The organism is Bacteroides sp. 1001136B_160425_E2, from assembly GCF_015559655.1.
In the GTDB taxonomy this organism is placed as follows: domain Bacteria; phylum Bacteroidota; class Bacteroidia; order Bacteroidales; family Bacteroidaceae; genus Bacteroides; species Bacteroides luhongzhouii.
In genome coordinates this window covers 57,489-83,942 of the sequence record NZ_JADMQH010000024.1, presented here as the reverse complement: position 1 = coordinate 83,942, position 26,454 = coordinate 57,489, and the positions used below count along the sequence as shown (strand labels likewise).

Here is a 26,454-nt window from a genome sequence, read left to right as displayed (position 1 = left end):
GCTACAAATGTTGCCACACAAATGGAAGGAAAAGAATAAAGAATGATGGAGATACAACTATAGATGGCTGCTTACCTGGAAAGGAGATATAGCCATTTTTTATAGTGTACTTTATCGGATGCTTACGAAAATTTATGAAGATCACCTTCTGAGATAGGAAAAAGAGAAGCTATTGTTGATGATTTTTATGCGCCAACAGAGAATATGATGAGTATTCTTCCGTTATTATATCAAAATGGCTATATCACAATAAAAAGTTATGATAAGGAATTAGGCTTATATACATTGGATATTCCCAATAAAGAGGTAAGAATAAGCTTGATTAAAATGTGGACGAATAGATATGATGCTCCGCATAAAGACTACATTGTATGTGATGGAACGAAAATATGTTGTTGATTAATAAGTTGTTAATAATTTGAATGAATATAAAGAGCTCCTTAAGGAGCTTTTTTCTTTTCTATCCGGAATAAAAGCGGCACCTTTGCAGTGTTGATCAACAAAACGTGAATAAATAATTTGAATTTAAATCTTTAAAAAAACGTAGTATGAGTGTAATTTACAAAGTCATTACGCGCCCAACAGATCCGCGTGTTCCCAATTCTCCCAAGAGATATTATCCGCATTTGATCACTTTAGGTCAGTCTGTCAACCTGAAATATATTGCACAGAAAATGCAGGATCGTTCTTCGTTGTCTGTCGGTGATATCAAGAGTGTGATCCAGAATTTTGTGGAAAAGATGAAGGAACAGCTGCTGGAAGGTAAGTCTGTGAATATTGAAGGTTTGGGCGTCTTTATGTTGACTGCCCGTTCGAAAGGTGCCGAACTGGCGAAGGATATCAATGCAAAAAGTGTAGAGAGCGTTCGTATCTTTTTTCAGGCGAATAAAGAGCTGCGCGTTACAAAGACTGCCACCCGTGCAGATGAGAAGTTGGATTTGATTAGCTTGGATGAATATCTGAAGAAGCTTAATATGACTATTTCTCCTAATGATCCAGAAAAACCGGATGATGGCGGAGAAGAAGGCGGAGGAAATGAAGGTGGCGGTAGCGGAGAAGCACCGGATCCTGCCGCATAATGAATTGTCAATTAACGATTGATGGTCAGGATGTTTGTTTAGTGTTTAATAAAAAAAGAAAAATGTCTATGAAAAAAACGTGGAGTATTATTTTGAAAGTGATTATTGCTGTTGCCGGTGCAATTGCCGGAGTGGTCGGTGTGCAGGCAGCAAACTTGTAATTGATTATCTTATATATAGGTATATTTATGAATGAATAACAGGCGGGAAAAATCCCGCCTGTTTTTTGTTTGGGATATAATTAGAGAATTATACTTCTTCACATACTCTCATTTCCATTCCTTTATACACTACTACAATCTTATGCAACTGTGTGGTGCCAATTGCATTTTTCACTGTATCAGTATCAGCATAACGGTTTGTCTGAGCGATACCTTCCAATCGTAATTCTTCCACACGATTCTCTGAATCTTTGTATTTGGCATATTTCAACTCGATTATGTAGCTGTGTTTCATGTCGGGATAAATATCCAATAATGGAGATAGGAAGATGTCGGCATATCCCTCTTGTGTGTCTGCCTCCGAAATGGGACGGTAGAATCGGTTTTGTGCAGTCATGGCTAATGTGAAACCATGCACGAAAAATTCTCCCTTTTGTTTGTCACGCTGGGAGGCATAACTCTTCAGGCAATCGGCTATATAATCAAAATATGCTTTCCATGTACCTCGATAAGCGAGTGAACTGGATAATTCATTTTTTTCATAATTACTGAAGCTTAAGTTGGCTTCATTGTAAGTGTTCAATAGATAGGTGTAAAGTTGTTCGCGGACTACCTGATTGGGAATGGTGAGTTTGCACTTCCCTTCATGTGTACCACTAATAGTAAGCATACCAAAATAATAGAGTAGGCTTATGAAGTTGTCTGGATCGATAATACTGGCGGCTGGAAATCCTTTCTTCACTTCTCCAGTGATGTATCCTTGGCTTATTAAGGTTTGTATGATGGAAGCATCGTGGGCAAACTCCTTATCTTTGCGGATGAGCATACGCAATTTCTCGTAGTCAATACGGATGTTGTCTTCTACCATGTCCTTCGGTACTTCACCGTATCGGATGTAGTTTTTGACGAAATAAAGCACCATGTTGGAATTGTACATAGTGGTTTGACCATAACATTCTTGTGCAAAGCAGTAATTATCATACCACGGTTTCATAATTTCTATCAACTCATCGATGGTATGGTTGAAATGCCTTGTATTAGAATAATAAGTTAACATTTCGCGAACTTCACTTTCTGTGAATCCCATCATTTCATTGAATTCTGATGAAAGTGAGTAATTAGTGCCGATATTGAAGCCGCTGGTCAAGTCATCCATCGTTACGGGACTGACACCTGTGATGAAACAACGTTTGATGCTGGAGTCGGTACCGGATTTTATTTTATTGAAGAAGGCACGTAAATAACCTTCTTTGTGTGTCTCATCAGTGTAACGGTTCAGGCTGTCGACATCAGAGAGTATTGTATTGGTGAAATGGTCGTATTCATCAATGAAGAGATAAATCTTTTGATTTACACGGGCGCATTCCGTAAACAGATATTCGAATTGGCTGACCGCCCCGTCTTTTTCGTCCATTTTTTCTTTGATTCCTTCGGGTAAATAGTCAGCATAAACATCGCAGAAATAGTCAAATACGATTCTGCAATGTTCGTCCAAACCTTTGCGGTAGCTGTGTAAGTCTCCACTGATTCCCGAAAAATTTAATTTTATTACCAGATAGCTATTACGGTCTTTCGTGGGGTGCTTCCCGATATAAAGATCACCAAACAAAGCGTCAAACTTATCTTTGGCTCGTACATCATAATAATGTTGAAGCATATTCAAAGTCAGACTTTTTCCGAATCGACGCGGACGGATAAAAAAGAAGAAACGATCCGACTGTTCTATCAAGGGGATGAAAGAGGTTTTATCCACATAATAATAATTGTCCAAACGGATGTCCTCGAAGTTCATCATACCATAAGGTAACAACTTCCTGTCTGATAATACATATTCCATAATTTATGCCTTTTATATGAATATACTTTGAATAAGTGTAGACAAAGATACTTCCTTTCCGCTACTTTCCCAAACAAATGTTCTTTCTTTTTGGTTTCGTGCTATTTGTTATGAGTGTCACTCTATATTTTAACAAAATAGAAAATCTAATCAAACTCGTTGGCTGAATAGCGGATTTTATCTACCTTTGCACCTTAATTAATGCATCATTTTAAGCAAGAAAAAACATGATTCGAAAAATAATAAAAGCTCTTTGGATATTTTTGGCAGTCGTTGTGTTGGCTATTGTTGTCATCTTTGTCTCTATCTCAAAGGGCTGGATTGGCTATATGCCTCCTGTTGAGGAGCTGGAAAATCCGAGTTATAAATTTGCAACGGAGATTTTCTCTGAAGATGAAAAAGTGCTTGGCACATGGTCTTACAGCAAGGAAAACCGGGTGTATACAGCTTACAAGGATTTGTCGCCCAGTATTATCAATGCTCTTATTGCAACGGAAGACGTTCGTTTTGTCGAACATTCCGGAATTGATGCCAAAGCACTGTTTCGTGCGTTTGTAAAACGTGGCTTGATGTTTCAGAAAAATGCTGGCGGAGGTAGTACTTTGTCACAACAGCTTGCCAAACAGCTGTTTACTGAAAATGTGGCGAGAAATACACTTCAACGTCTTTTCCAAAAGCCGATTGAATGGGTGATTGCTGTGAAACTTGAACGTTACTATACCAAAGAGGAAATCTTGAGTATGTATCTCAATAAATTTGATTTTCTGAATAATGCTGTTGGTATCAAAACTGCTGCGCATACATACTTCGGCTGCGAACCGAAGGATTTGAAGATCGAAGAGGCTGCTACGTTGGTGGGGATGTGCAAGAATCCGTCACTCTACAATCCGGTTCGGTTCAATGAACGTTCCCGTGGCCGTCGTAATGTGGTGCTTGACCAGATGCGTAAGGCCGGTTATATCACAGATGCAGAATGCGACTCTTTGCAGGCTCTTCCGTTGAAACTGAGGTATAACCGTGTTGACCACAAAGAAGGACTGGCTACTTATTTCCGCGAATATCTCCGTGGCGTCATGACAGCACCGAAACCTGTGAAAAGTGATTATCGTGGTTGGCAAATGCAGAAATTCTACGAGGATTCCATTGCTTGGGAAACTAATCCGTTATATGGCTGGTGTGCGAAAAATAAAAAGAAGGACGGTACGAATTATAACATCTATACAGATGGATTGAAAATTTATACAACGATCAATTCACGTATGCAGCAGTATGCCGAAGATGCTGTAAAAGAGCATTTAGGTGATTATTTGCAACCTGTATTCTTTAAAGAAAAAGAGGGAAGTAAAAATGCTCCATATGCAAGGTCATTACCGGAAAAACGAGTGGAAGAGTTGTTGACGAAAGCCATGAAGCAGACGGAGCGTTATCGTCTCATGAAAGAGGCGGGAGCTTCAGAACAGCAGATCCGTAAGGCGTTTGATACTCCGGAAGAAATGACTGTTTTTTCCTGGAAGGGAGATAAGGATACAATTATGACACCGATGGATTCAATCCGTTACTACAAATCTTTCCTACGGACGGGATTTATGTCGATGGATCCGGTAAGCGGACACGTCAAAGCTTATGTAGGTGGACCGAATTATGTATATTTCCAGTATGATATGGCAATGGTGGGACGCCGTCAGGTTGGTTCTACTATCAAACCGTATTTATACACATTGGCAATGGAAAATGGATTTTCTCCTTGCGATCAGACACGCCACGTAGAGCAAACGTTGATTGATGAGAATGGAACTCCTTGGACGCCTCGTAATGCAAATAATAAACGTTATGGGGAAATGGTGACTCTAAAGTGGGGACTGGCTAATTCCGACAACTGGATTTCCGCTTATCTGATGGGCAAACTGAATCCGTATAATCTCGTACGTTTGATTCATAGTTTCGGAGTTCGTAATAAAGCAATCGACCCGGTCGTTTCGCTTTGTCTGGGACCTTGTGAAATCTCTGTCGGTGAAATGGTAAGTGCATATACGGCTTTTGCCAATAAAGGAATTCGTGTGGCTCCATTGTTTGTTACACGCATTGAAGATAGTGACGGTAATGTGCTTTCTACCTTTGCACCGCAAATGGAGGAAGTGATAAGTATTTCAAGTGCATATAAAATGTTGGTTATGCTGCGTGCCGTTATTAATGAAGGAACGGGAGGACGTGTTCGCCGTTATGGAATTACCGCCGATATGGGTGGAAAAACAGGTACGACCAATGATAATTCTGATGCTTGGTTTATGGGATTCACTCCTTCACTAGTATCCGGTTGTTGGGTAGGAGGTGACGAACGCGACATCCACTTCGGTAAAATGACCTATGGACAGGGAGCAGCTGCGGCTTTGCCTATTTGGGCACTGTATATGAAGAAAGTGTATGATGACCCGACTTTGGGATATGACCAGCAGGAGAAATTCAAACTTCCTGAAGGATTTGATCCATGTGCCGGTTCGGAAACTCCGGACGGAGAGGTGATAGAAGAGGGGGGATTGGACGATCTTTTTAACTAAGTATTAAGTATAAAGTATTAAATACTTATTTTTAATGCATAGGTATATTGTTTGCATAGGGAGTAATTACAACAGGAAAGAGAATTTGACTTTTGCCAGACAGAAACTGACTGAATCGTTCTCTTCTATATGTTTTGCGCCTGAATTGGAAACTGAACCTTTGTTTTTTAAGAATCCGGCCTTGTTTTCCAACCAAGTGGTCATGTTCTTTTCCGATAAGGATGAAGAGGTAGTGAGGAAAACGCTGAAAGATATAGAACAGAGGTCCGGGCGTCGTCCGGAAGATAAAAAAGAGGAGAAAGTTTGTCTGGACATTGACATGCTTTTATATGATAACAAAATATTAAAACCGGAAGATTGGCAAAGGGGATATATACAACAGTCATTATCTGTTTTCCATTCTTCATTATCCATTAAGTAGATGAAATTTCTTGGAATTATACCTGCCCGTTATGCGTCCACCCGTTTTCCTGCAAAACCGTTGGCTATGTTGGGTGGAAAAACAGTCATACAACGTGTGTACGAGCAAGTGGCTGGCGTTTTGGATGACGCTTATGTAGCCACGGACGATGAGCGTATTGAAGCTGCTGTCAAGGCGTTCGGGGGAAAGGTAGTGATGACTTCCATTCATCATAAAAGTGGTACGGACCGCTGTTATGAAGCCTGTACAAAGATTGGGGGTAATTTTGATGTCGTGGTTAATATACAAGGAGATGAACCTTTTATTCAGCCTTCACAATTGGATGCGGTAAAGGCTTGTTTCGAAGATGTAACCACGCAGATTGCCACGCTGGTGAAACCTTTTACCGCAGATGAACCATTTGCTGTATTGGAAAACGTAAATTCACCGAAAGTGGTAGTCAATAAGAACTGGAACGCGCTTTATTTTAGCCGATCCATTATTCCTTATCAGCGTAATGCCGAGAAACAGGACTGGCTGAAGGGACATACCTACTACAAACATATCGGACTGTATGCCTATCGTACAGATGTGCTGAAAGAGATAACCATGCTTCCGCAGTCTTCTCTGGAATTGGCTGAATCTTTGGAACAGCTCCGTTGGCTGGAGAACGGATATAAAATAAAGGTTGGCATTAGTGAAGTGGAAACCATCGGAATCGATACCCCGCAAGACTTGGAACGGGCAGAAGAGTTTTTGAAGAATAGAATCTAATCTTATGGATCGTAAAATACAACCTGAAATACAACCCCTGAAAAATTTCCGTATACTTCCTCCCGTCCGAATGACATTGCCAAACGGTATTCCGTTGACTGTTATTAATGCGGGTGAACAGGAAGTTGTACGCATAGATGTGCTTTTCGCTGGTGCCCGTTGGCAGCAGTCTCAGAAGCTGCAAGCCTTGTTTACGAACCGGATGCTGCGTGAAGGCACGGCAAAATATACGGCTGCCACCATTGCCGAGAAACTGGATTACTACGGTTCGTGGCTCGAACTGTCCAGCTCTTCGGAGTATGCATACATCACTGTTTATTCGTTGAATAAATATTTGGCGAAAACATTGGAGGTGGTAGAATCCATGATTAAAGAACCGCTATTCCCGGAGAAAGAATTGCATACTATCCTCGATACCAATATCCAACAATATCTGGTCAATACTTCCAAAGTTGATTTCCTGGCACATCGCAGCTTGTTGAAGTCGCTTTATGGCGAACAGCATCCATGTGGTAAAATGGTAGTGGAGGAAGATTATCATGCCATCACTCCGGAAGTGCTTCGTGAATTTTATGAACGGTATTACCATTCGGGCAATTGCTCTATATTCTTGTCCGGCAAGGTGACGGAGGATATTATCAGCCGGGTGACGGATACATTCGGCACTTCTTTTGGTAAACATCAACAGCCGGTATCGAAATTAAGTTTTCCTTTTACCGCCGTTCCCGAAAAGAGAATTTTTACAGAACGTGAGGATGCTATGCAGAGTGCTGTAAAGATGGGATATACAACCATCACTCGTAACCATCCTGATTATCTGAAACTCCGGGTATTGATGACTTTATTCGGAGGCTATTTCGGCAGCCGGCTGATGTCTAATATCCGTGAAGAAAAGGGGTATACTTATGGCATTTCAGCGGGAATCATGTTTTATCCGGATAGCGGATTGCTGGCTATCTCGACAGAAACGGATAATGAATATGTGGAACCGTTGATACAGGAAGTATATCATGAAATAGACCGTCTGCATCAGGAGCCGGTGTCAATGGAAGAACTGACTATCGTACGTAACTATATGTTGGGAGAGATGTGCCGTAGTTATGAATCTCCTTTCTCGCTTGCGGATGCATGGATCTTTATTGCTACTTCCGGTCTGGATGATGACTATTTTTCACGTTCTCTGCTAGCTGTAAACGAGGTTACTCCTGCGGAAATACAGGATTTGGCACAACGCTATTTGTGCAAAGAGACATTAAAAGAGGTCATTGCAGGTAAAAAGTTGTCATAAATTGCTTTCCGAAAGTGGGCTGTTTGGGATAGAAATTGTATCTTTGTCCAAATTGTAATTCTAAAATGAGTAACGACTAAAACCAATGAGGAAATATCTATATACTACACTTTTATTGGCTCTTCTTGCACAAGAGGGAGTGATGGCACAAGAAAATGAAGGAAAAAAAGGCGGATTTTTCGGAAAAATTAAAGATACATTCTCCACTGAAATAAAGATTGGCAACTATACTTTTAAAGATGGTAGTGTCTATACGGGAGAAATGAAAGGACGAAAACCGAACGGAAAAGGAAAAACGGTTTTTAAAAACGGTGATGTCTTTGAAGGTGAATATGTGAAGGGGAAACGTGAAGGATATGGAATTTATATGTTCCCCGATGGAGAAAAGTACGAAGGACAGTGGTTCCAGGATCAGCAGCACGGAAAAGGTATCTATTATTTTATGAATAATAACCGTTATGACGGTATGTGGTATCAGGATTATCAGCATGGTGAAGGTACCATGTATTATCATAATGGTGATTTGTATGTGGGGCATTGGGTGAATGATAAGCGCGAAGGCGAAGGTACATATACTTGGGCAAACGGTGCCAAATATACCGGTCATTGGAAAAATGATAAAAAGAATGGCAAAGGTACCATGAACTGGGATGATGGCTGTAAATATGAAGGAGACTGGAAAGATGATGTCCGTCACGGAAAAGGGGTATTTGAATATACCAATGGGGATAAATATGACGGTGACTGGGCGGATGATATTCAACATGGAAAAGGTACTTATTACTTTCACACGGGCGACCGTTATGAAGGTTCGTATCTCTTAGGTGAGCGTACCGGTCCAGGAGTTTATTACCATGCTAACGGCGATAAATATGTAGGTAATTTTAAGAACGGCATGCAAGACGGAAAAGGTACTTTTACCTGGGCGAATGGTGCTGTGTACGAAGGAAGCTGGAAAAACAATAAGCGTGACGGCAAGGGAGTTTATAAATGGAGTAATGGCGATGTTTATGACGGTGACTGGAAAGATAATCGTCCCAATGGACAAGGCACGCTGAAAACCGTTGCTGGAATGCAATATAAAGGTGGGTTCGTTGATGGATTGGAAGACGGTCAGGGCGTACAAATCGACAAAGATGGTAATCGTTTCGACGGTTTTTTCAAACAGGGAAAGAAGAATGGTCCTTTTGTAGAAACAGATAAAGATGGAAAGGTGATCAAAAAAGGAACCTATAAATTTGGAAGACTTCAATAAATAATAGGTGATAAATGATAATGGACTGCGCACTGCGTGGTCCATTTTTTATAATATGTATATAAAAAATGGATAACAACCAAAAGCGGTCATTATCCATTTTACTATTTCTTGTTGAATTGTAACTTCAACTATCAACGATTAAATGATGTATTGTGAACTGATAGATTCGTTATTCATTACTCGTTTGATTGTTTCAGCAAACATGTCGGCAATACTCAACTGTTTCACTTTCGGGCATTTCTTAGCATAAGGAATGCTGTCGGTAAATACCATTTCAGTCAGCGCAGACTCTTGTACACGGAAAGAAGCCGGATCAGACATCACGCAATGACTGGCGATAGCTCGTACAGATTGGGCACCGGCTTCCAGCATGATGTTGGCTGCTTTGGTTATTGTTCCTGCAGTGTCTACGATATCATCAATCAAGACTACGTTTTTACCTTTCACGTCACCGATGATCTGCATGGATGCTACTTCATTGGCTTTTTCACGTGATTTGTTGCAGAGTACTAATGGTACACCAAGGTATTTGGAGAAAGTGCTGGCGCGTTTTGAACCTCCTACGTCCGGTGTAGCAATAACCAGATTTTCCAGTTGCAATGACTGGATGTAAGGGAGGAATACTGCTGATGCGTACAGGTGATCTACCGGGATATTGAAGAATCCCTGAATCTGATCTGCATGCAAGTCCATCGTAATCAGTCGGTCGATACCTGCAACAGACAGCAGGTCGGCTACCAACTTAGCGCCGATAGATACACGAGGTTTGTCTTTTCTATCCTGACGTGCCCATCCGAAATAGGGAACTACGGCTACGACGCTCTTTGCAGATGCACGTTTAGCAGCATCAATCATCAGGAGAAGTTCCATTAAGTTGTCTGAGTTAGGGAAAGTGGATTGAACCAGGAATACATGTGCGCCACGAATTGACTCCTCATATGAAACCGCAAATTCACCATCGGCAAAATGGGTAATGTTCATATTTCCCAGAGGACAATCCAGGCTCGCGCAGATTTTTTCTGCAAGATATCTCGAGTTCGTTCCCGAGAATACCATAAAGGGTGCTTTTTCGCTCATTTTGTAATAGATGTTACCTATTTGTTAATTTGCCTGCAAAGGTAGGAATTTCTCTTATTATTTAGAAGGACTTATTGTATAAAAAATAATTTTCTCTCCAACTTATCGGAAATATTTGTAGATTTGCTTTCTGAAAACAGTTAATAGTCAAAAATGAGTTCACGCTTTCCTTTATATATAATAGGTATAGTGTTGTTTGCCTCTTTCTTTTCGTGCACTGATATGGTGCCGACCAAAGAGGTGCGCCTGATTGATTCATTAAACGGGAAAGCGTATACTTATCGTTATCGAAGCCTGGATTCTTCTTATAAGTATGCCAATGAAGCCTATCGGCAGGTAAATTTTTATAAGTCGGGGAAAGCGGAGGCATCCAATAATCTCGGATTCTGTGCTTTTATGGCTATGGATTTCGACCGGGCGGAAGCGTTGCATAAGGAAGTATATAAACTGACTAAAAATGAACTTGAACTGTTGATTGCTGATATCGGACTGATGAAGATTTGTCAGCGGACAGCTATGAACAAAGAATTTTATGATTATCGTAACAGTGCGCTCCGGCGTATGAAACGTATTCGGGAAGAGAGTGATTTGTTTGCCGACCGTCACGAGGCACTTCGACTGGATTATGCGTTCACCGAATTTTTCATCGTTTCTTCTATTTATTACTATTATCTTCAGCAACGGCAGGAAGCCATCGCATCTCTCAATCAGATCCCGGAAGATGAAGCATTGACAGATACTAATCAATTGCTTTATTATCATTATATCAAAGGCTCGGCTTCATTGGTGGAAGCCACCAAGCCGGAGGACAGGAAAATGCGTGAGTTCGACCAACTATATATTACCTGGCGGACTGCCGTTCAGACTGATCATCCTTATTTCGAAGGAAATGGTCTGCAAGGGCTGGCTAATCTGATGGTTTCTCCCAACAACTTCGAACTCTTTCGAACAAGGAGGGGATATGCGCTGGATCAGTTTGGTTTTCCTGTAGATTCGCTTTTGCCTTTGCGAATGGCGCAGCTTGCGCTTGAAAAATTCCGGGAGTATAATGATTTGTATCAGATTGCCGGTGCGTATGTGTCTATCGGTAAGTATATGAATGAGCACGGACGTTATTCGGAAGCATTGGATACGCTTGCAAAAGCGTTAGATTGTGTGAACCAACACCATATGCTTTATTATCATCATGCGGTGGATACGTTGGATAAGCTACGTATTTATGCGGAAGGAGATACGACATATACTGGGGTTCCATGGATTATGGAGGAAGACGTAAAGACGGTACCCGAATGGATCTCGAGGATTCGGGAACAATTGAGTGTATCGTATGCGGGGCTCGGGATGAAGTATGCTTCTGATTATAACCGGAACATATACCTGGATATTCTGAATTATACCCGTCAGGATAAAGAGTTGGAGAGTCGCTATCTTTCATTGGAATCCGATTCACGACAAATGACGCTTGTACTATCTTTGGTTATTGCCGGACTTGTACTGGTGGTTATTCTTTGGTGGTTTTTCAATAAGCGATCTAAAATAAGGAATCAAGTAGATGTGGAACGTCTGCAACGGATCCTGACTCTTTGCCGGGACATCACTTCCTCTATTCCAATGAATGTTCCGTTAATTCAACAAGGCATCGACCAACTGTTCGGAAAAGGGCGTCTTCAACTGGAAATTTCGGAGGAAGGAAAAGCGGCACTGGTTCCTTTGTATCGGTTGAACCGTGATGAAAAAGCTTTGGTGCACGTACTTGAACCGTATATCGTTTGGGCTGTGGACAATGAGCAGATGGTAGAAGCATTGAGTGATGAGCGGATGCAGTTGGAAAAACAACGATATGTTTACGAACAACATATCGCGGGAAATAAACGCCAAAATCTGATTAAGAAGGCTTGTCTGGCCATTGTGAATGGAATAAATCCTTATATTGACCGTATCTTGAATGAGGTGCATAAGTTGACGGAACGAGGATATATCGATCATGCAAAGATAAAGAAAGAGAAGTATCAATACATTGATGAGCTGGTAACTACGATTAATGAATACAATGATATTTTGGCTTTTTGGATTAAGATGAAGCAGGGGACGCTTAGCCTGAATATTGAAACGTTCGATCTCAACGAACTCTTTGAACTCTTAGGCAAAGGGAGACGTGCTTTTGAAATGAAAAATCAGAAGTTGGAAATAGAACTGACTACGGTTATGGTGAAGGCTGACCGGGCATTGACTTTGTTTATGATTAACACGCTGGCGGAAAACGCCCGAAAATATACTCCGGAAGGAGGAACAATCAAAGTGTATGCCCGTACTACGGATGCGTATGTCGAAATTTCCGTGGAAGATAACGGAAGGGGTATTTCCGAAGAAGATGTGGCTCATATCATTGGTGAGAAAGTATATGACTCTCGTGTCATCGGAATGAAGAATGCAACTGATCCGGAAGTTCTGAAAGAAAATAAGGGTAGTGGTTTCGGACTGATGAATTGTAAGGGAATCATTGAAAAATATAAGAAAACGAATGAATTGTTCCGGGGATGTGTCTTTGATGTAGAGAGTGAATTGGGAAAGGGGAGCCGTTTCTATTTCCGTTTGCCTTCGGGAGTGCGTAAAGCGATGGGAGTCTTGTTGCTTTGCCTGCTATTTCCGTTTGGGGTGAGCTCTTGTCTGCATGACCCGATTCCTCCCATGTTGCAGGAGGGCGATTCGATAGTGGTGGTTACGGATTCTGCATATGAGGATTTACTGGATGCAGCGTCGGATTATGCGAATGCCGCCTATTTTGCTAATGTGGATGAAAATTATGAATTTGCTTTGCAATATATAGATTCTGCCATACTCTTGCTGAATGAGCATTATGAAAAATATGCACGTCCGGATCGTCCGCATCGGTATATGAAATTGGTGGGTGAAGGAATGCCTGCCGAAATCAGCTGGTGGAACGAATTGTTTGACTCGGATTATCATGTGATTCTGGATATCAGGAATGAGGCGTCAGTTGCTTTTTTGGCTTTGAAACAGTTGGATGCATACAGTTATAATAATTCGGCATTTACGGATTTGTATAAGTTGCAGGGAGAAGATCAGACTCTTGAAGCGTATTGCCGGCAGTTGGAACGGTCGAACACGAATAAGACAGTAGGAATTATTTTATGTTTTGTTCTACTGATTGTTTCTTTGGTCGGATACTATTTCCTGTATATGAGAAAACGTTTGCAGAATCGTTTGAATCTCGAACAGGTACTTGAGATTAATCAAAAGGTATTTGCGGCATCTTTGGTCAGACCACAGGAACAAGAAAATGCAGAGGCACTCCAACGGGAGGAAAGTATGCTTAAAGAAATCCCGCAACGTATTGTGGATGAAGCATTTGGTTCGGTGAATGAACTACTGACAATTGACCGGATGGGGATTGCCGTTTATAACGAAACGACACATCGGCTGGAATACGCTTCTCGTCCCGGACAGGAAATGCCGGAGATGGTAGAACAGTGTTTTAGTTCCGGAGAATATCTTTCTGAACAGCATCTTCAGGCAATTCCGCTGATGGTGGAAGTAGGAGGTGAACATCAATGTGTCGGTGTGCTTTATCTGGAGCGTAGAGAGGGAACGGAGCAAGAAACGGACCGGCTGCTTTTTGAACTGGTAGCACGTTATGTGGCTATTGTTGTATTTAACGCAGTGGTGAAACTGGCTACTAAATACCGGGATATTGAGTCGGCGCATGAAGAAACACGCAGAGCTTCTTGGGAAGACAGTATGTTGCATGTACAGAATATGGTACTTGACAACTGTTTGTCGACGATCAAACATGAGACGATTTATTATCCGAATAAAATCAAACAGATTGTAGGACGGTTAAATACGCAGAAGCTTTCGGAAATGGAGGAGCGTGAAGCGGTGGAGACTATGACGGAATTGATTGAATATTATAAGGGAATCTTTACGATTTTAAGTTCGTGTGCTTCCCGTCAATTGGAGGAAGTCACTTTCCGGCGTACTGTGATTCCGGTGCAGGAACTTTTGGACACTGCCGGAAAATACTTCAAGAAATCAATGAAGAACCGTTCGGAGAGGATAAAACTGGAGATAGAACCGATGGAAGCGAAGGTGATAGGAGATGTGAATCAGTTGCGTTTTCTATTGGAAAATCTGATTGATGAAGCATTGACTGTGCGTGAAGATGGGGTGATATGTCTGCAAGCACGTAAGGATAATGAATATATCCGTTTCCTTTTTACGGATACGAGACGTGAAAAGAGTGTGGAAGAATTGAATCAATTATTTTATCCGAATCTGGCACGTATGACTTCCGGTGAGAAAGGGGAGTTGAGAGGAACGGAATATCTGGTATGCAAGCAGATTATCCGCGACCATGACGAATTTGCGGGACGCAGAGGATGTCGTATCAATGCCGAACCGGCTGAAGGTGGCGGATTTACGGTTTATTTCACCATTCCGCACCGATAAAAGGAGAACACATAAAAGTTATTAGATAAGAAACATGGAAGAACAGAAGTTTAAAGTTATTATCGTAGAGGATGTAAAACTGGAGTTGAAAGGGACAGAAGAAATATTCCGTCATGAAATACCGAATGCGGAAGTGATCGGTACGGCAATGACGGAAAGTGAGTTTTGGCCGTTGATGGAGGCGCAGCTCCCCGATTTGGTATTGTTGGACTTAGGACTGGGAGGTTCTACGACCATTGGTGTTGATATTTGCCGGAATATATTCAAACGCTACAAAGGAGTTCGGGTACTGATCTTCACGGGTGAGATTCTGAATGAAAAGTTGTGGGTGGATGTATTGAATGCCGGTGCCGACGGAATTATCCTCAAAACAGGAGAACTACTGACGAAAACAGATGTGCAGGCTGTGATGGACGGAAAGAAGCTGGTATTTAACTATCCGATTTTGGAAAAGATTGTAGATCGTTTCAAGAAATCTGTAGCCAATGATGCCAAGCGTCAGGAAGCAGTCATCAGTTATGATATTGATGAATATGACGAACGCTTTCTCCGCCATTTGGCATTAGGATATACGAAGGAGATGATTGCCAATCTGAAAGGGATGCCTTTCGGCGTAAAATCATTGGAGAAACGACAGAATGATCTTATCGGACGCCTTTTCCCGAATGGAGAACGGGTGGGAGTAAATGCTACCAGATTGGCAGTACGTGCACTGGAATTGCGTATTATCGATTTGGATAATCTGGAGCCTGACGAAGAGTAAACTCGGAAAATGATGAAGAATAAATGGCGTATGCCCCATCCCGCTACGATGTTCCTTCTGCTGACAATGGCAGTGGTCTTTCTTTCATGGATATGTGATATCTATGGGCTGAAAGTGACATTGCCGCAGACAGGTGAGGACATCCGTGTACAAAGCCTGTTGAGTCCGGAAGGAATTCGTTGGTGGTTGCGGAACGCTATTAAGAATTTCACGGGCTTTGCTCCGTTGGGGATGGTGATAATCGCTATGTTCGGACTGGGAGTGGCACAACATTCCGGTTTTATTGATGCGTGTATCCGCATGGGAGTAGGGAACCGGCAGGAAAAGAGGAAAATCATCTTGTGGGTGATTGTGCTCGGTTTGTTGTCGAATGCTATTGGGGATGGTGGATATATTATTTTATTGCCTATTGCTGCTATGCTGTTTCAGTGGGTGGGGCTTCATCCGATTGCAGGAATTATTACGGCTTATGTCTCTGTTGCGTGCGGGTATAGTGCTAATATTGTATTGAGTACGATGGACCCGTTATTGGCGCATACTACACAAGAGGCGGCATTGGCACAAACGGGTTATCAGGGGAACACGGAACCTCTTTGTAATTACTTCTTTATGAGTGCTTCAACGGTAGTCATTACGGCTATTGTGTATTGGATTACTCAAAAATGGCTTCTTCCCACGTTAGGAAAGTATGAAGGCAGTGTGAAAGTGGTGGCATATCATCCTCTGTCTCGCAAAGAGCGGCGTGCCATTATGATTTCCATTGTTGTAGCAGCTGTTTATGTCGCTCTTATCTTGTGGCTTACTTTTTCTTCTTATGGAATTTTGCGAGGGGTGAACGGAGGTTTGATGCATTCGCCTTTTATTGCCGGTATTTTATTCTTGCTTTCTTTGGGAGCAGGTATTACGGGGATGGCTTATGGATTCAGTTCCGGACGGTATCGCACTGACAATGATGTGATTGAAGGACTTACGCAGCCAATGAAACTTCTTGGAGTGTATTTCGTTATTGCTTTCTTTGCTGCACAGATGTTTGCTTGTTTTGAATATTCCCATCTGGATAAATGTTTAGCCATCATGGGAGCTGATCTGCTCTCTTCGTTTGAGCCGGCTCCTTTGTCTGCTCTCGTCCTTTTCATTCTGTTTACAGCATTGATAAACCTGATTATGGTATCTGCTACCTCCAAATGGGCTTTTATGTCTTTTATCTTTATTCCGATGTTTGCGCAGATGGGAATTGCTCCGGATGTAGCACAATGTGCTTTCCGTATCGGAGATAGTTCGACGAATGCCATTACTCCTTTTTTATTCTATATGCCTTTGGTACTGACTTATATGCGGCAGTATGATAAGCAGATTACGTATGGCTCATTGCTTAAATATACCTGGAGATATTCATTAGGTATTCTGGTTTCCTGGACATTGCTGTTTATAGCTTGGTATTTGTTGAAAATACCGATAGGATTGTAACCAGTACGTGAAAAAATATCAATTAGACAACATGTGGACGAATCTATTAAATGAAAAAATCGCAAACGCTATTTTAATAGCTGTTTGCGATTTTTCTAAGTGATTCAAGTAACGTTCTTTAATCGCCTGATTATTAATTGTTTGTATAAACGTATGGCCTACAATATGCCTACATTTCTTATCTATTACAGGTTATTTCTTACTTAATAAGACTTGTATTAGACGTTCCTTCTCCTCAATTATCCTTTCTAAATCAGCTATTTTTGCATCTTTATCAAGTTCATTTGATTTTATTCCAGTTATGGGAATATCATCAAAGAATACACCTACAGGAACCTCTAAAACCTTTGCTATTGCCTCAATGGTTTTTGTGTTCGTTGATCCATTTCTAACAATAGCCTGTATGCTACTATCTTCTTTTCCTATACGTGAAGCAAGTTCTCGTATAGTGATTTTCTTTAATTCACATAACTCTCTTATTAACAAAAAATTAGCCATATTACACCTTTGTTATAACTTTTATTAACGTGAATTTTATTCACCTGTGGTAAAAATAATTATACCTTTGCTATGTAAAGTTAACAATAATGAGTATATTTATCACAAAGGTATGACGAAAAAAAAATTAAAAAGGAATGATGACGGCGAGAAACTAAGAATGTACCTTTTGAATTTGCCGGTAAAAGAATCTTCTGAAATGTCCCTTAAATTGGCAGAAGCATGTAAAGTGCCATTACATACCTTTCGTAATTGGCGAGGTAGTCGTTGTCGTATTCCCGAACTTGCAAAGGATAAGATCGAGGAAGTAACAGGCGTAAAAATCTTCCATAGTGAAAACCAATAAATAAAAGAAGAATGAAATCAAAGAAATTAGAAATCGAAATTCCGGAAGGTAAAACAGCTGTCTGGAGAAATGGAATCTTAACCCTTATTGATGAACCAGAAAAAGACGTAAGAAAACGTATTAAGACGTTTGAGGACGCCTGCCATGAAATTGGCATCGATGCAGAAGCATGGAACCGAGATAAAATATCCCTCGGTCTTGAACCTGACGTTTTGGCTTTTCTGAAACTCCGTATCATTGTCAAAGCTTTAAATGAAGGCTGGGAACCTCGATTTACAGAGGATGAATGCCGTTATTATCCTTGGTTTATTCTTTATACAGGGGAAGAATACAATAAGTTGGACGAGGAAGAAAAGTCTCGTGTGGTGTATCGGTCGAGCTACTACGCGAGCGCGTTGGGCGGTGTTTCGTTTGCGAGCGCGAGTCACGATTCATCGAACACGCATGCGAGCGTCGGCGTTCGGCTTGCCTTCAAAACGTCGGAACTGGCAGCATATTGCGGTCGACAATTCCTTGATATTTGGGCAGACTTTGTTTTTCTTCCGGAAAAGAAAAGTGAATAAATAACCGGGGCGGCTTTTGCCGCTCCATATAATAACCGCCGGAGTGTGGAGATAACCCCGAAGGGCGAAAGCGGGTGTTATTGGTAGTTCGATGCTATCCTCCGGCACAGCTATAAACAACAATGAGCAAAATTTACATAGTAACTAAAAGGGAATCCGGAATATACGAAGAAGACGGCGTTTGGTTTTCTATCCTTGCCGCATTTGATACGAGAAATAAAGCAGAAGAATATTTAAAGGAATATGAAAAAACAGCTCCTAAAGAAGCTTACTACACTTTCTATCGAATAGAACCTGTTCCGTTGTTTCTTTCTTCTCATAAAGTGAAAATAAACAGACCGAAACATACGACCTATCCTATTGGTGAATTGGTAAAATTAAAAATAAGTGGTGAAAAATAATTCAAATCAAGAAAAGATAATGAGCAAAGAAGAAGCTATACAAGCAATGAAAGAGGGTAAGAAGGTTACGCACCGTTTCTTTTCCTCTGACGAATGGATGACTATTGAAAACGGATTTCTTCTTTTAGAAGATGGTGTACGTATCTCTTTGGAAGATTTCTTCAATTTTCGCAGTGATAGTCTTTGGGATAATGGATATGAATTGTATAACCCCTCATAACATGATAGATATGAATACAACCTTTGAAAAATCGGCTAATACCACTGATGAGTGGTATACACCCAAAGAAATTATAGACGCATTAGGAAAGTTTGATTTAGATCCATGTGCTCCGGTTAAACCGCTTTGGCAAACGGCAGAAACCATGTACAACAAAAACCATGACGGATTAACTAAAGATAGGGTAGGTCGTGTCTGGTTAAATCCACCTTATTCCCGTCCGCTTATTGAACAATTTGTTCGTAAACTGGCACAACACGGCAATGGCATTGCGCTGTTGTTCAACCGCTGTGATAGTAAGATGTTCCAGGATATTATATTTGAGAAGGCAACGGCAATTAAATTTCTACGCGGAAGGATTCGTTTTTTCAGGCCGGACGGAATACGGGGGGATTCGCCTGGTTGTGGTGCTGTTTTGATCGCTTTTGGAGAAGAAAACGCAGAGATACTAAAAACTTGTAACATAAGTGGCAAGTATGTAAGAATCAATTAGAGTAAAACAAATTAAATATGAGTGAATATTCATTGAAAGAAAGAGTTCAGATGTTAACATCATCGCTTGTATATGGCGGTCCTATGACATTTGAGCAAATCAAGAAATTAGATTGGTTGAAAAATACATCTGAATACGGAATATTATTTTATCTCCGGGAAGCTGAAAGATATGAATGGATAAAGACTAAATGTTTCAAAGGTGATAAACCGAATATCTATTCGGCAACGGCTAAAGGCCGAAAAATGGCTGATGCAAGAGATTAAATAAAAATGGATAAGAAAAATAAAAGGGTGTATCTTTCTAATACAAAAGAAGAAAGAGCGATAAATATAAATCAGTTTTTTACACTTTATGTGGACTTTTCTAAAAATAATACAGCAATGAAATCAACAATTACCACCCCCGATGAATTAACCACGTTACGAATAGAAGGCAGTAGTGGAACCTATAAAATATTCAGTAGCTTCCGCCCCATGGAATCCCCTGCATTCGTGGATGCAATGGACCGGAAGTATAATCTGGCGGAAATAAAGAATCTTTCCGACGGAAAAGGTTATTTCCTGGTACACCTGAACAAGAAGCAACAGGAAACCATACAGGAGGATTTAAACGCTATCCTTTGTGATAGTGTGCCATGCCTTCTATAAACTAAGACGATCTTAACGAAATGCCATGAAAGAAGACAGACGCCTAAGAAACCTACGTTATCAGATGCGGAAGAAAGGTTACCAGTTCGATACAAAGAACCTGGTGGTCATTATGCCTTCACATGACAAACGTTCCCTTCTCCAGGAAAGGAGATTAAGCAAATTCGGTTTTTCAATTCAGTATAACATGTTTGAACAATGAAAGATAAAAATTTAAAATACATCGCCCACGCTATTATCGTGGTTGCCTTTATGGGACTGATTGCCTTTGTCATTTATTATACGGGTAAAACCGCTTTTCTTTGGCTGTTATTATTCGTTTTCCTGTATCAACCTTGGGGAGACTTGAAAACAAAGCAGGAGGAAAACAACGAAAAATAAGTAACTATGTAACTTTATAACGATGATAAAGGCAGAAGACATCTACAAAGTAACCAACAACGGGCTGGATATTATTCTACATTATTATCCGCAAGCCCGGGATTGTGTCGGAACCAACCGCCATTTCAAACGCCGGCCGTCAGAAGACGACGCGTCGGCCTGTATCAAGCTATTCGGAAAGGAAGGTTCCCAGCAGGTTTATAAGGTAACGGATTTCGGTGATACCGGAACGGCTCAAAGCCCTGTCGATATCTGCATGTATGAGGAAGGCCTCCGGTTTAACGAGGCGATCCTTAAACTTGCATCCATGTACAACGTAACCGATGAACTCAACCGTAACGTAAACAAGCCGGATATCCGTAAGGTTCCGGCCTCCCAGGATCAGAAAGACGGTACTAAAATTTTCGAGCTTGCCGATCATCTCACCCCGGATCAGTTACGCATACTCGGCCCCCGTGTCACCCAGGAGAACGCCGAGGCTCTGCACTGGTATTCGGCCAAATATATAGGGTATGTAAAAAATCGCGAGGTAACCTATAAATACGCGACTGCGACATACCCTATCTTTATGCGCGAATGTCTGGTAAAACCGGCCGAAGGCGACACGCCCGAAGTGAAGTTCTATAAAATATACGAGCCTCTGAATCCGGACAAGCAGTGGCGTTTTTCCTACACCCCGGAAGGTGTCAAGCCGAAGGACTATATAAACGGTCTTTCCGAACTGAAAGCCTTATACTGGGAGTTTAATTCCAGGGAAGAAGCCGCCTTTAAAAAGAATCCGGCCAATGCGGAAAAGCCTTATAAGGAACAGAAGCTGCAGGAGGCGTTTATATGTTCCGGAGAGCGCGACGCCCTGTGCGTTAAATCGCTGGGCTTTTCCCCAATCTGGTTTAATTCGGAAACATATAAACTTTCCGAACAGGACTACAAGGAGATCATGAAATACGTTGAAGTCCTGTATAACATACCCGATATCGACACGACGGGCAGGGTAAAGGGTACGGAACTTGCACTACGTTTTATCGATATCCACACGATCTGGCTACCGGCCTGGCTTACCACTTACCGGGATCAGCGGGGCAAACCCCGTAAGGACTTCCGGGACTTTATGGAATTACGAAGCAAGAACGAGGATTTCCGTAACCTTATGACGCTTGCCATGCCCGCCAAATTCTGGTATTCCAAGTTTAACGAGAAATCCCGGCAATGGGATCACAATATAGACGCGGACTGCCTTCACTACTTTTTACGTCTTAACGGTTTCTATTCGCTTCATGATGAAAATTCCAGTTCAACGAAATACATCCGTATTACCGGCAATATTGTAAAACTGATAAAGGCAAAGGATATCCGGAAGTTTATCCGCGGTTGGGCCCAGGATAGTTTTTTATCCCGCGATATAAGAAACCTTATTCTGAACAGCCCCAAACTGTCAGATACGGCCCTGGACAATTTGCAGGAAATAGAACTGGACTTTACCAATTATACCCATAATACGCAGATGTTCTTCTTTCCCGGTTGCAGCATGGAGGTAAGCGGTACCGGTATAAAGGAACATCCGGCCAACGGCAGCACATTGTCCCACTACGTTTGGGAAGAAAACGTACTGAAACACAAAGTTCGTCTTATGGAAGACATGTTTACCATTTCCCGTAAAAAAGACATAGAGGGCAACGATGTGTTTGATATCCGGATAAATGCCGTACCGTCTAACTTTTTCGGCTATGTAATCAATTCGAGCCGCGTTTACTGGCGTAAGGAACTGGAATACAATTTCGACGACAAGAGCGTGGGGGAAGCGGAATCCTACCGGGAAAAACATAAATTCGATATCGAGGGGGAAGGCCTCACGGAGGAAGAAGTGGTCGAACAGAAAAAGAACCTTATCAATAAGATATTTACTATCGGTTATATGCTGCATCGGTACAAATCCCCTTCGCGTGCCTGGGCACCACAGGCCATGGATAACAAGATCGGTGAAGACGGTGAATGTAACGGACGTTCGGGCAAATCATTCATGTTCAAGGCCCTTTCCTACTTTATGAAGAGCGTCAAGCTTTCCGGCCGTAATCCTAAGTTAATGGATAATCCGCATGTGTTCGACCAGGTGAACCAGCATACCGACTTTATTCTGGTGGATGATTGCGACCGGTATCTTAATACGGGCCTGTTTTACGACATCATCACGTCAGATATGACCGTGAACCCGAAGAACAACCAGTCGTTTACTATACCTTTCGAGGAATCGGCCAAGCTGGGATTTACAACTAATTACGTTCCTATTGATTTTGATCCGTCTACGGAAGCCCGTTTGCTGTACTTGGTATTCTCCGACTACTACCACCAGCGTACGGAAGATAACGACTACCGGGAAACGCGTTCTATCCGGGACGATTTCGGTAAGGATTTGTTTTCCAAGACTTACAGCGAGAACGAGTGGAACGCCGATATAAATTTCTTCTTGCAGTGCTGCCGTTTTTACCTTTCCCTTTGCGAGGAATCTATAAAATTGCTTCCGCCCATGGAAAACATTATCAGGCGTAAATACAAGGCCGATATGGGCAATAACTTTGAGGACTGGGCGAACTCTTATTTCTCTCCGGACAGCGAGCACCTGGACTGTTTTATCGTCCGTGAAAAGGCCTTCGCCGATTACAAAAGCTTTTCCGGTGTGAATAAAATCACGATGCAGCGTTTTACAAAGGCCCTCAAAGGTTTTGTGGCCCTTTGCCCCTACATTGACGAACTCAACCCGAAGGACCTTTGCAACTCCCAGGGGCGTATCGTACGCAAGGATAACGACGGCAAGGCCGCCGACATGATCTATCTGCGTTCATGCGGCACGGCGGAAACGGCTGCCGGTGGTGGAACGGAACCGGCCGATCCGACACTCATGTTTGTACCTGATGAACGACCGGATGAATGAATAACGCGCATTTGAAATTAAACAGCATGTCCGAGTTTACCGCGCTCTGGAACAGCGGCGAGAGGTTCCGGAAATTCGCCGAACAGGTCTACCGCTATCTGGAACGTATGAAACCCGGTACCGTCCTGGCACTGGAACGCTATTCGGGCGAGCAGCTCGAATGGATCATCAAAACGGCCTGTGTTTTTATCCTGGAAGGCGACAACTACCTGGAGTATGAATTTAACGAAGACTATACGGCCGTCGTGCACCGCTATATACCCCCGGATGTAAAGGAATGGATTTTAAGCAGGTGCAAACATCGCGTATAAGACGGATCGGAGCCGGTATAAAATACGAAAAGAGGGACCAGATACGAATGTGTCGGTCCCTCTTTTCGTATGGAAACAGATGCGCCCCGCCCGGCTTCCCTCCCCATACCCCACCTCTATTTCATACAAAATTTTAGTAACCTTGTAACCTTTGTTTGCTTGAAAGAAAAAAGTCTGAAAATCAAATAAATAAATAGGAAATAAAGGTTACGGAGTTGCAGTTACAAAACGGTTACGAATTTTTCCGGTTTGTAACACCGGCCTTTTTATCTTCTACCGGTAAGCCCGGTTACAAACTGTTTTCCTGCCATTTTTTTGTAACGGAAATTAGTAACGTTACTAAGTTGCTAAGATACAGGATTTTATCTTTGCCGGTTGCCCGGTTACGAAATTACAAAAATTTAGTACCGGATTATATCAGCACAGCCTGGCGGAGAAAATTCCGGGCGTGTGGCGGCATGAAAAAGTGTATTATAATTATTCTCCCGGAGTATATTTATCAAAATGGCGGTCGAATGCCTACATTTTCCCGTAAATGGCAGACCAACAGCCGATAAAGGAATATCTTTGCCTTTAAAAAGGAATGTTATTGCTATGATTACCACCCGAATACAGATCGAATCCTACCTGGCCGAATACGTCCGGGGCAAATATTACGACGAAACGGTCGGTACCGTCCGTTTTCCTTCCTCGTCCGATATTTATGTGACCGTTTACGACCTCATGGAGAAACGGCCGGTAAATTGTCCGGCTGACCGTGGCAACCTGGAGTTTATGCTGCCTGACCGCCGGGAGGCCAATTTTGCCGGCGGCAAGTCTCCGGAACAGTTCAATTACATTTCCGTACGCGGTACCGCCATTCTTGAAAAGCGTCTGCGTGCCCTGATGTGGGCCGAGCTGCACGAACTCATGGACGAAAACAAGCACCTGCACGGAATCGAGTTTAAGGAAACCGTTTTTACCTTCCTGAAAAAGTATGATATCTCTTCCATTCAGGAAGACGGGCTGCTGAAAAACTACCAGCGGTGGCGGGATAGTTTCAGGCGCAAGAAGAAAAGGGCCTATAACCGAAAAAAAGTGTAAAAAAGCAAGTTATTTTTTACCTACCAACTGTATCTGTTTGTCCTTTTTTGTCCGGTTTTTGGCTGAAAAACGTCCGAAAAATGCTGAATGTTTGATTATCAATACTTTATATCTGTAATTATGTCAAGAAAGTTAATATCCGCCGCCCATAGCCTGCAACTGGTTCCCGTTTACAACATTATCCATTTTGGCGTCGTGCTCTCGAAAGTCGTTATCCGCTCTATCGGAAAACCTGATATTCTTATGATCGTACCGGGAACCTTAAAACCGGGTGACAGCAAAAATGAAGACGTCTATACTAAAAAACATACCTTCAAGCTTGCCGACGTGTCGCAAAATAAGACGCTTTACCTGGAAAATCTGAAAGCGACGCCTTTTGTCGCCCTCTATACTGACGAAACGGGTAACACCCGTGTTTCCGGTTCTCCCGATTACCCGCTTACCTTTTCTTTTGAGATCGGCGGGGGCCTGTATAACTGCACCCTGTCCGGTACGGGTCCGGGCGTTGATGCGTTCCTGTAGGTTCCTTTCAGTCCTTCTCTACCTATGATATAGGCGTTTTCTTTGTCGTAAAAAAGAGAACGTGGACAAAATACAGGAGATTTTTACAGCACCTTGGGCAATCGCTGATAATGATTATTACCGGTTGCTTTCCTTATTTGTGCCGTGTGTTGCAGCCGGCAACCTGGATGCGATCGAAAAACGGCTCGACAATAATAAAATAACCGCCTACGCTACTACGCCTTACCTTGCCAACCGGTGGGAACTGGACGATGAGACGCTACCCTCTGACAGTGTGGCCGTCATTATCCTGGAAGGCACCTTGTATTCCTGGGAGACTTACCGCCTGGAAAAGCAGCTCCGGGATGTTTTCGATAATCCTAAGATTTGCGGCGCGGTCCTGTGGATCAACGGTCCGGGTGGTATGGTCGCACATGTGGACCTGGCGGCTAAAATGATCGCCGAATCTTCCAAACCTATAGCCACCTACGTGGCCGGTACCATGGGTAGTGCCCATTTCTGGCTGGGAACCGCCGCCGGCAGAACCTTTATCGCTTCCCCTATGTGTGAAGTCGGTTCCGTCGGTATCATGCTTACTTACCAATCCTTTAAGGAATATTTCAAGAAACAGGGCATTGATTACCGGGAAATCTATCCGGATAGTGCCGACCTGAAAAACTATGAAACCCGCGCGATTGAAGATGATAACAACGAAGAGCCTATAAAGCAACGTCTGGCCGTCATGCACCGTATTTTCTGCGATGCGATCAGTCGGAATCTGGGTATTGCCTACGATCCGGAACTTCCCCTTTTCCGGGGACAGATATTCACCGGCGACGTAGCCGTGGCAAACGGCTATATCGATCAGTTCGGTACGCTGGAAGACGCGGTAAAGTGGGTGCTGGCACAGGCTACCGTCAGAAAAGTAAATGAGATGTATAACATATAGTAT

At 42.3% G+C, this 26,454-nt stretch carries 26 protein-coding genes and 1 pseudogene; 24 read left to right on the top strand and 3 right to left on the bottom strand.

What is annotated here, in order from left to right; genetic code table 11:
- Positions 1-144: 144 nt before the first annotated feature.
- From I2I04_RS23335 to I2I04_RS20425, 3 genes and pseudogenes are all read left to right on the top strand, one after another.
- Positions 145-345 (top strand): annotated as a pseudogene (locus tag I2I04_RS23335) (AAA family ATPase); the annotation flags it as partial.
- A 203-nt stretch (positions 346-548) separates the two neighbouring features.
- Positions 549-1,079 (top strand): HU family DNA-binding protein, encoded by a 531-nt coding sequence (locus I2I04_RS20430; RefSeq protein WP_008022512.1) that lies wholly within the window; start codon positions 549-551, stop codon positions 1,077-1,079.
- Positions 1,080-1,147: 68 nt separating this feature from the next.
- Positions 1,148-1,240 carry a smalltalk protein gene (locus I2I04_RS20425; RefSeq protein ID WP_151433315.1) on the top strand — a complete coding sequence of 31 codons (93 nt, stop codon included), beginning with the start codon at positions 1,148-1,150 and terminating at the stop codon, positions 1,238-1,240.
- Positions 1,241-1,328: 88 nt separating this feature from the next.
- On the opposite strand, the gene I2I04_RS20420 is transcribed toward I2I04_RS20425, so the two are convergent.
- Positions 1,329-3,077 (bottom strand): AAA family ATPase, encoded by a 1,749-nt coding sequence (locus tag I2I04_RS20420; RefSeq protein WP_195655791.1) that lies wholly within the window; start codon positions 3,075-3,077, stop codon positions 1,329-1,331.
- Between the two features lie 227 nt (positions 3,078-3,304).
- Here I2I04_RS20420 and I2I04_RS20415 point away from each other — a divergent pair, with 227 nt between their 5' ends.
- From I2I04_RS20415 to I2I04_RS20395, 5 genes are all read left to right on the top strand, one after another.
- Positions 3,305-5,632: a transglycosylase domain-containing protein gene (locus tag I2I04_RS20415; protein ID WP_143258616.1), complete on the top strand. Its 2,328-nt coding sequence runs from the start codon at positions 3,305-3,307 to the stop codon at positions 5,630-5,632.
- 34 nt (positions 5,633-5,666) lie between these two features.
- The gene (locus I2I04_RS20410; protein WP_143258615.1) at positions 5,667-6,053 is read left to right on the top strand and encodes a 2-amino-4-hydroxy-6-hydroxymethyldihydropteridine diphosphokinase; all 387 of its coding nucleotides are present in this window, start codon (positions 5,667-5,669) and stop codon (positions 6,051-6,053) included.
- A complete protein-coding gene (gene kdsB / locus I2I04_RS20405) occupies positions 6,054-6,806 on the top strand; it encodes a 3-deoxy-manno-octulosonate cytidylyltransferase (protein ID WP_195655790.1) in 753 nt (250 codons plus the stop codon).
- A 4-nt stretch (positions 6,807-6,810) separates the two neighbouring features.
- Entirely contained in the window at positions 6,811-8,094 is a 1,284-nt protein-coding gene (locus I2I04_RS20400; RefSeq protein WP_143258614.1) for a M16 family metallopeptidase, read from the top strand.
- 85 nt (positions 8,095-8,179) lie between these two features.
- A complete protein-coding gene (locus I2I04_RS20395; protein ID WP_143258613.1) occupies positions 8,180-9,349 on the top strand; it encodes a phosphatidylinositol-4-phosphate 5-kinase in 1,170 nt (389 codons plus the stop codon).
- A gap of 141 nt (positions 9,350-9,490) precedes the next feature.
- On the opposite strand, the gene I2I04_RS20390 is transcribed toward I2I04_RS20395, so the two are convergent.
- A complete protein-coding gene (locus I2I04_RS20390; protein ID WP_185911495.1) occupies positions 9,491-10,429 on the bottom strand; it encodes a ribose-phosphate pyrophosphokinase in 939 nt (312 codons plus the stop codon).
- Positions 10,430-10,582: 153 nt separating this feature from the next.
- Between I2I04_RS20390 and I2I04_RS20385 the strand changes: the two genes are divergently transcribed.
- Genes I2I04_RS20385 through I2I04_RS20375 form a run of 3 tightly spaced genes read left to right on the top strand, consistent with a single transcriptional unit; the run spans position 10,583 to position 17,129 of the window.
- Positions 10,583-14,899 carry a DUF5113 domain-containing protein gene (locus tag I2I04_RS20385; RefSeq protein WP_195655789.1) on the top strand — a complete coding sequence of 1,439 codons (4,317 nt, stop codon included), beginning with the start codon at positions 10,583-10,585 and terminating at the stop codon, positions 14,897-14,899.
- Positions 14,900-14,933: 34 nt separating this feature from the next.
- Positions 14,934-15,662 (top strand): DUF5932 domain-containing protein, encoded by a 729-nt coding sequence (locus I2I04_RS20380; protein ID WP_004317459.1) that lies wholly within the window; start codon positions 14,934-14,936, stop codon positions 15,660-15,662.
- A 12-nt stretch (positions 15,663-15,674) separates the two neighbouring features.
- On the top strand, positions 15,675-17,129 hold the full coding sequence (locus tag I2I04_RS20375) for an AbgT family transporter (RefSeq protein ID WP_143258762.1): 1,455 nt from the start codon (positions 15,675-15,677) through the stop codon (positions 17,127-17,129).
- Between the two features lie 192 nt (positions 17,130-17,321).
- Here the strand turns inward: I2I04_RS20375 and I2I04_RS20370 are convergent, their stop codons facing one another.
- Positions 17,322-17,627: a helix-turn-helix domain-containing protein gene (locus I2I04_RS20370; protein ID WP_004303408.1), complete on the bottom strand. Its 306-nt coding sequence runs from the start codon at positions 17,625-17,627 to the stop codon at positions 17,322-17,324.
- A gap of 112 nt (positions 17,628-17,739) precedes the next feature.
- Between I2I04_RS20370 and I2I04_RS23575 the strand changes: the two genes are divergently transcribed.
- The 13 genes from I2I04_RS23575 to I2I04_RS20300 all read left to right on the top strand — a co-directional run bounded on the left by I2I04_RS23575 (position 17,740) and on the right by I2I04_RS20300 (position 26,451).
- A complete protein-coding gene (locus I2I04_RS23575; RefSeq protein WP_029425873.1) occupies positions 17,740-17,973 on the top strand; it encodes a hypothetical protein in 234 nt (77 codons plus the stop codon).
- Between the two features lie 11 nt (positions 17,974-17,984).
- Complete coding sequence (locus I2I04_RS20360; RefSeq protein WP_195655788.1) at positions 17,985-18,536, top strand: hypothetical protein; 552 nt, start codon at positions 17,985-17,987, stop codon at positions 18,534-18,536.
- 122 nt (positions 18,537-18,658) lie between these two features.
- On the top strand, positions 18,659-18,937 hold the full coding sequence (locus I2I04_RS20355) for a hypothetical protein (protein WP_004318158.1): 279 nt from the start codon (positions 18,659-18,661) through the stop codon (positions 18,935-18,937).
- Between the two features lie 19 nt (positions 18,938-18,956).
- On the top strand, positions 18,957-19,157 hold the full coding sequence (locus tag I2I04_RS20350) for a hypothetical protein (protein WP_004318042.1): 201 nt from the start codon (positions 18,957-18,959) through the stop codon (positions 19,155-19,157).
- A gap of 10 nt (positions 19,158-19,167) precedes the next feature.
- Positions 19,168-19,650, top strand: a complete 483-nt coding sequence (locus I2I04_RS20345; RefSeq protein WP_138294013.1) for a DNA N-6-adenine-methyltransferase — start codon at positions 19,168-19,170, stop codon at positions 19,648-19,650.
- A 17-nt stretch (positions 19,651-19,667) separates the two neighbouring features.
- On the top strand, positions 19,668-19,916 hold the full coding sequence (locus tag I2I04_RS20340; protein ID WP_004318162.1) for a hypothetical protein: 249 nt from the start codon (positions 19,668-19,670) through the stop codon (positions 19,914-19,916).
- 117 nt (positions 19,917-20,033) lie between these two features.
- Positions 20,034-20,300, top strand: coding sequence for a hypothetical protein (locus I2I04_RS20335; RefSeq protein WP_022042327.1), 267 nt, complete (start codon positions 20,034-20,036; stop codon positions 20,298-20,300).
- A gap of 198 nt (positions 20,301-20,498) precedes the next feature.
- Positions 20,499-20,681, top strand: a complete 183-nt coding sequence (locus I2I04_RS20325) for a hypothetical protein (protein ID WP_004318165.1) — start codon at positions 20,499-20,501, stop codon at positions 20,679-20,681.
- Positions 20,682-20,703: 22 nt separating this feature from the next.
- Complete coding sequence (locus I2I04_RS20320; protein WP_117683867.1) at positions 20,704-23,607, top strand: hypothetical protein; 2,904 nt, start codon at positions 20,704-20,706, stop codon at positions 23,605-23,607.
- Positions 23,604-23,918: a hypothetical protein gene (locus I2I04_RS20315; RefSeq protein ID WP_008640064.1), complete on the top strand. Its 315-nt coding sequence runs from the start codon at positions 23,604-23,606 to the stop codon at positions 23,916-23,918. Before I2I04_RS20320 ends, I2I04_RS20315 begins: the two co-directional genes overlap by 4 nt.
- A 594-nt stretch (positions 23,919-24,512) precedes the next feature.
- Positions 24,513-25,001 (top strand): hypothetical protein, encoded by a 489-nt coding sequence (locus tag I2I04_RS20310; protein ID WP_004303399.1) that lies wholly within the window; start codon positions 24,513-24,515, stop codon positions 24,999-25,001.
- 87 nt (positions 25,002-25,088) lie between these two features.
- Entirely contained in the window at positions 25,089-25,523 is a 435-nt protein-coding gene (locus I2I04_RS20305; protein WP_004303398.1) for a hypothetical protein, read from the top strand.
- A 61-nt stretch (positions 25,524-25,584) separates the two neighbouring features.
- Positions 25,585-26,451: a S49 family peptidase gene (locus I2I04_RS20300; protein ID WP_113748488.1), complete on the top strand. Its 867-nt coding sequence runs from the start codon at positions 25,585-25,587 to the stop codon at positions 26,449-26,451.
- The last annotated feature ends 3 nt before the right edge of the window (positions 26,452-26,454 follow it).

What these genes read in the sequence shown, in the direction of transcription:
- I2I04_RS20305 (WP_004303398.1), top strand. Translation starts at nt 25,089, where the DNA reads ATGTTTGATTATCAATACTTTATATCTGTAATTATGTCAAGAAAGTTA.
- I2I04_RS20380 (WP_004317459.1), top strand. Translation starts at nt 14,934, where the DNA reads ATGGAAGAACAGAAGTTTAAAGTTATTATCGTAGAGGATGTAAAACTG.
- I2I04_RS20360 (WP_195655788.1), top strand. Translation starts at nt 17,985, where the DNA reads ATGAAATCAAAGAAATTAGAAATCGAAATTCCGGAAGGTAAAACAGCT.
- I2I04_RS20425 (WP_151433315.1), top strand. Translation starts at nt 1,148, where the DNA reads ATGAAAAAAACGTGGAGTATTATTTTGAAAGTGATTATTGCTGTTGCC.
- I2I04_RS20320 (WP_117683867.1), top strand. Translation starts at nt 20,704, where the DNA reads ATGATAAAGGCAGAAGACATCTACAAAGTAACCAACAACGGGCTGGAT.
- I2I04_RS20420 (WP_195655791.1), bottom strand. Translation starts at nt 3,077, where the DNA reads ATGGAATATGTATTATCAGACAGGAAGTTGTTACCTTATGGTATGATG.
- I2I04_RS20335 (WP_022042327.1), top strand. Translation starts at nt 20,034, where the DNA reads ATGAAATCAACAATTACCACCCCCGATGAATTAACCACGTTACGAATA.
- I2I04_RS20385 (WP_195655789.1), top strand. Translation starts at nt 10,583, where the DNA reads ATGAGTTCACGCTTTCCTTTATATATAATAGGTATAGTGTTGTTTGCC.
- I2I04_RS20350 (WP_004318042.1), top strand. Translation starts at nt 18,957, where the DNA reads ATGAGCAAAGAAGAAGCTATACAAGCAATGAAAGAGGGTAAGAAGGTT.
- I2I04_RS20430 (WP_008022512.1), top strand. Translation starts at nt 549, where the DNA reads ATGAGTGTAATTTACAAAGTCATTACGCGCCCAACAGATCCGCGTGTT.
- I2I04_RS20410 (WP_143258615.1), top strand. Translation starts at nt 5,667, where the DNA reads ATGCATAGGTATATTGTTTGCATAGGGAGTAATTACAACAGGAAAGAG.
- I2I04_RS20340 (WP_004318162.1), top strand. Translation starts at nt 19,668, where the DNA reads ATGAGTGAATATTCATTGAAAGAAAGAGTTCAGATGTTAACATCATCG.
- I2I04_RS20390 (WP_185911495.1), bottom strand. Translation starts at nt 10,429, where the DNA reads ATGAGCGAAAAAGCACCCTTTATGGTATTCTCGGGAACGAACTCGAGA.
- I2I04_RS20315 (WP_008640064.1), top strand. Translation starts at nt 23,604, where the DNA reads ATGAATAACGCGCATTTGAAATTAAACAGCATGTCCGAGTTTACCGCG.
- I2I04_RS23575 (WP_029425873.1), top strand. Translation starts at nt 17,740, where the DNA reads ATGACGAAAAAAAAATTAAAAAGGAATGATGACGGCGAGAAACTAAGA.
- I2I04_RS20395 (WP_143258613.1), top strand. Translation starts at nt 8,180, where the DNA reads ATGAGGAAATATCTATATACTACACTTTTATTGGCTCTTCTTGCACAA.
- I2I04_RS20400 (WP_143258614.1), top strand. Translation starts at nt 6,811, where the DNA reads ATGGATCGTAAAATACAACCTGAAATACAACCCCTGAAAAATTTCCGT.
- I2I04_RS20415 (WP_143258616.1), top strand. Translation starts at nt 3,305, where the DNA reads ATGATTCGAAAAATAATAAAAGCTCTTTGGATATTTTTGGCAGTCGTT.
- I2I04_RS20370 (WP_004303408.1), bottom strand. Translation starts at nt 17,627, where the DNA reads ATGGCTAATTTTTTGTTAATAAGAGAGTTATGTGAATTAAAGAAAATC.
- kdsB (WP_195655790.1), top strand. Translation starts at nt 6,054, where the DNA reads ATGAAATTTCTTGGAATTATACCTGCCCGTTATGCGTCCACCCGTTTT.
- I2I04_RS20325 (WP_004318165.1), top strand. Translation starts at nt 20,499, where the DNA reads ATGAAAGATAAAAATTTAAAATACATCGCCCACGCTATTATCGTGGTT.
- I2I04_RS20345 (WP_138294013.1), top strand. Translation starts at nt 19,168, where the DNA reads ATGAATACAACCTTTGAAAAATCGGCTAATACCACTGATGAGTGGTAT.
- I2I04_RS20355 (WP_004318158.1), top strand. Translation starts at nt 18,659, where the DNA reads ATGAGCAAAATTTACATAGTAACTAAAAGGGAATCCGGAATATACGAA.
- I2I04_RS20310 (WP_004303399.1), top strand. Translation starts at nt 24,513, where the DNA reads ATGATTACCACCCGAATACAGATCGAATCCTACCTGGCCGAATACGTC.
- I2I04_RS20375 (WP_143258762.1), top strand. Translation starts at nt 15,675, where the DNA reads ATGAAGAATAAATGGCGTATGCCCCATCCCGCTACGATGTTCCTTCTG.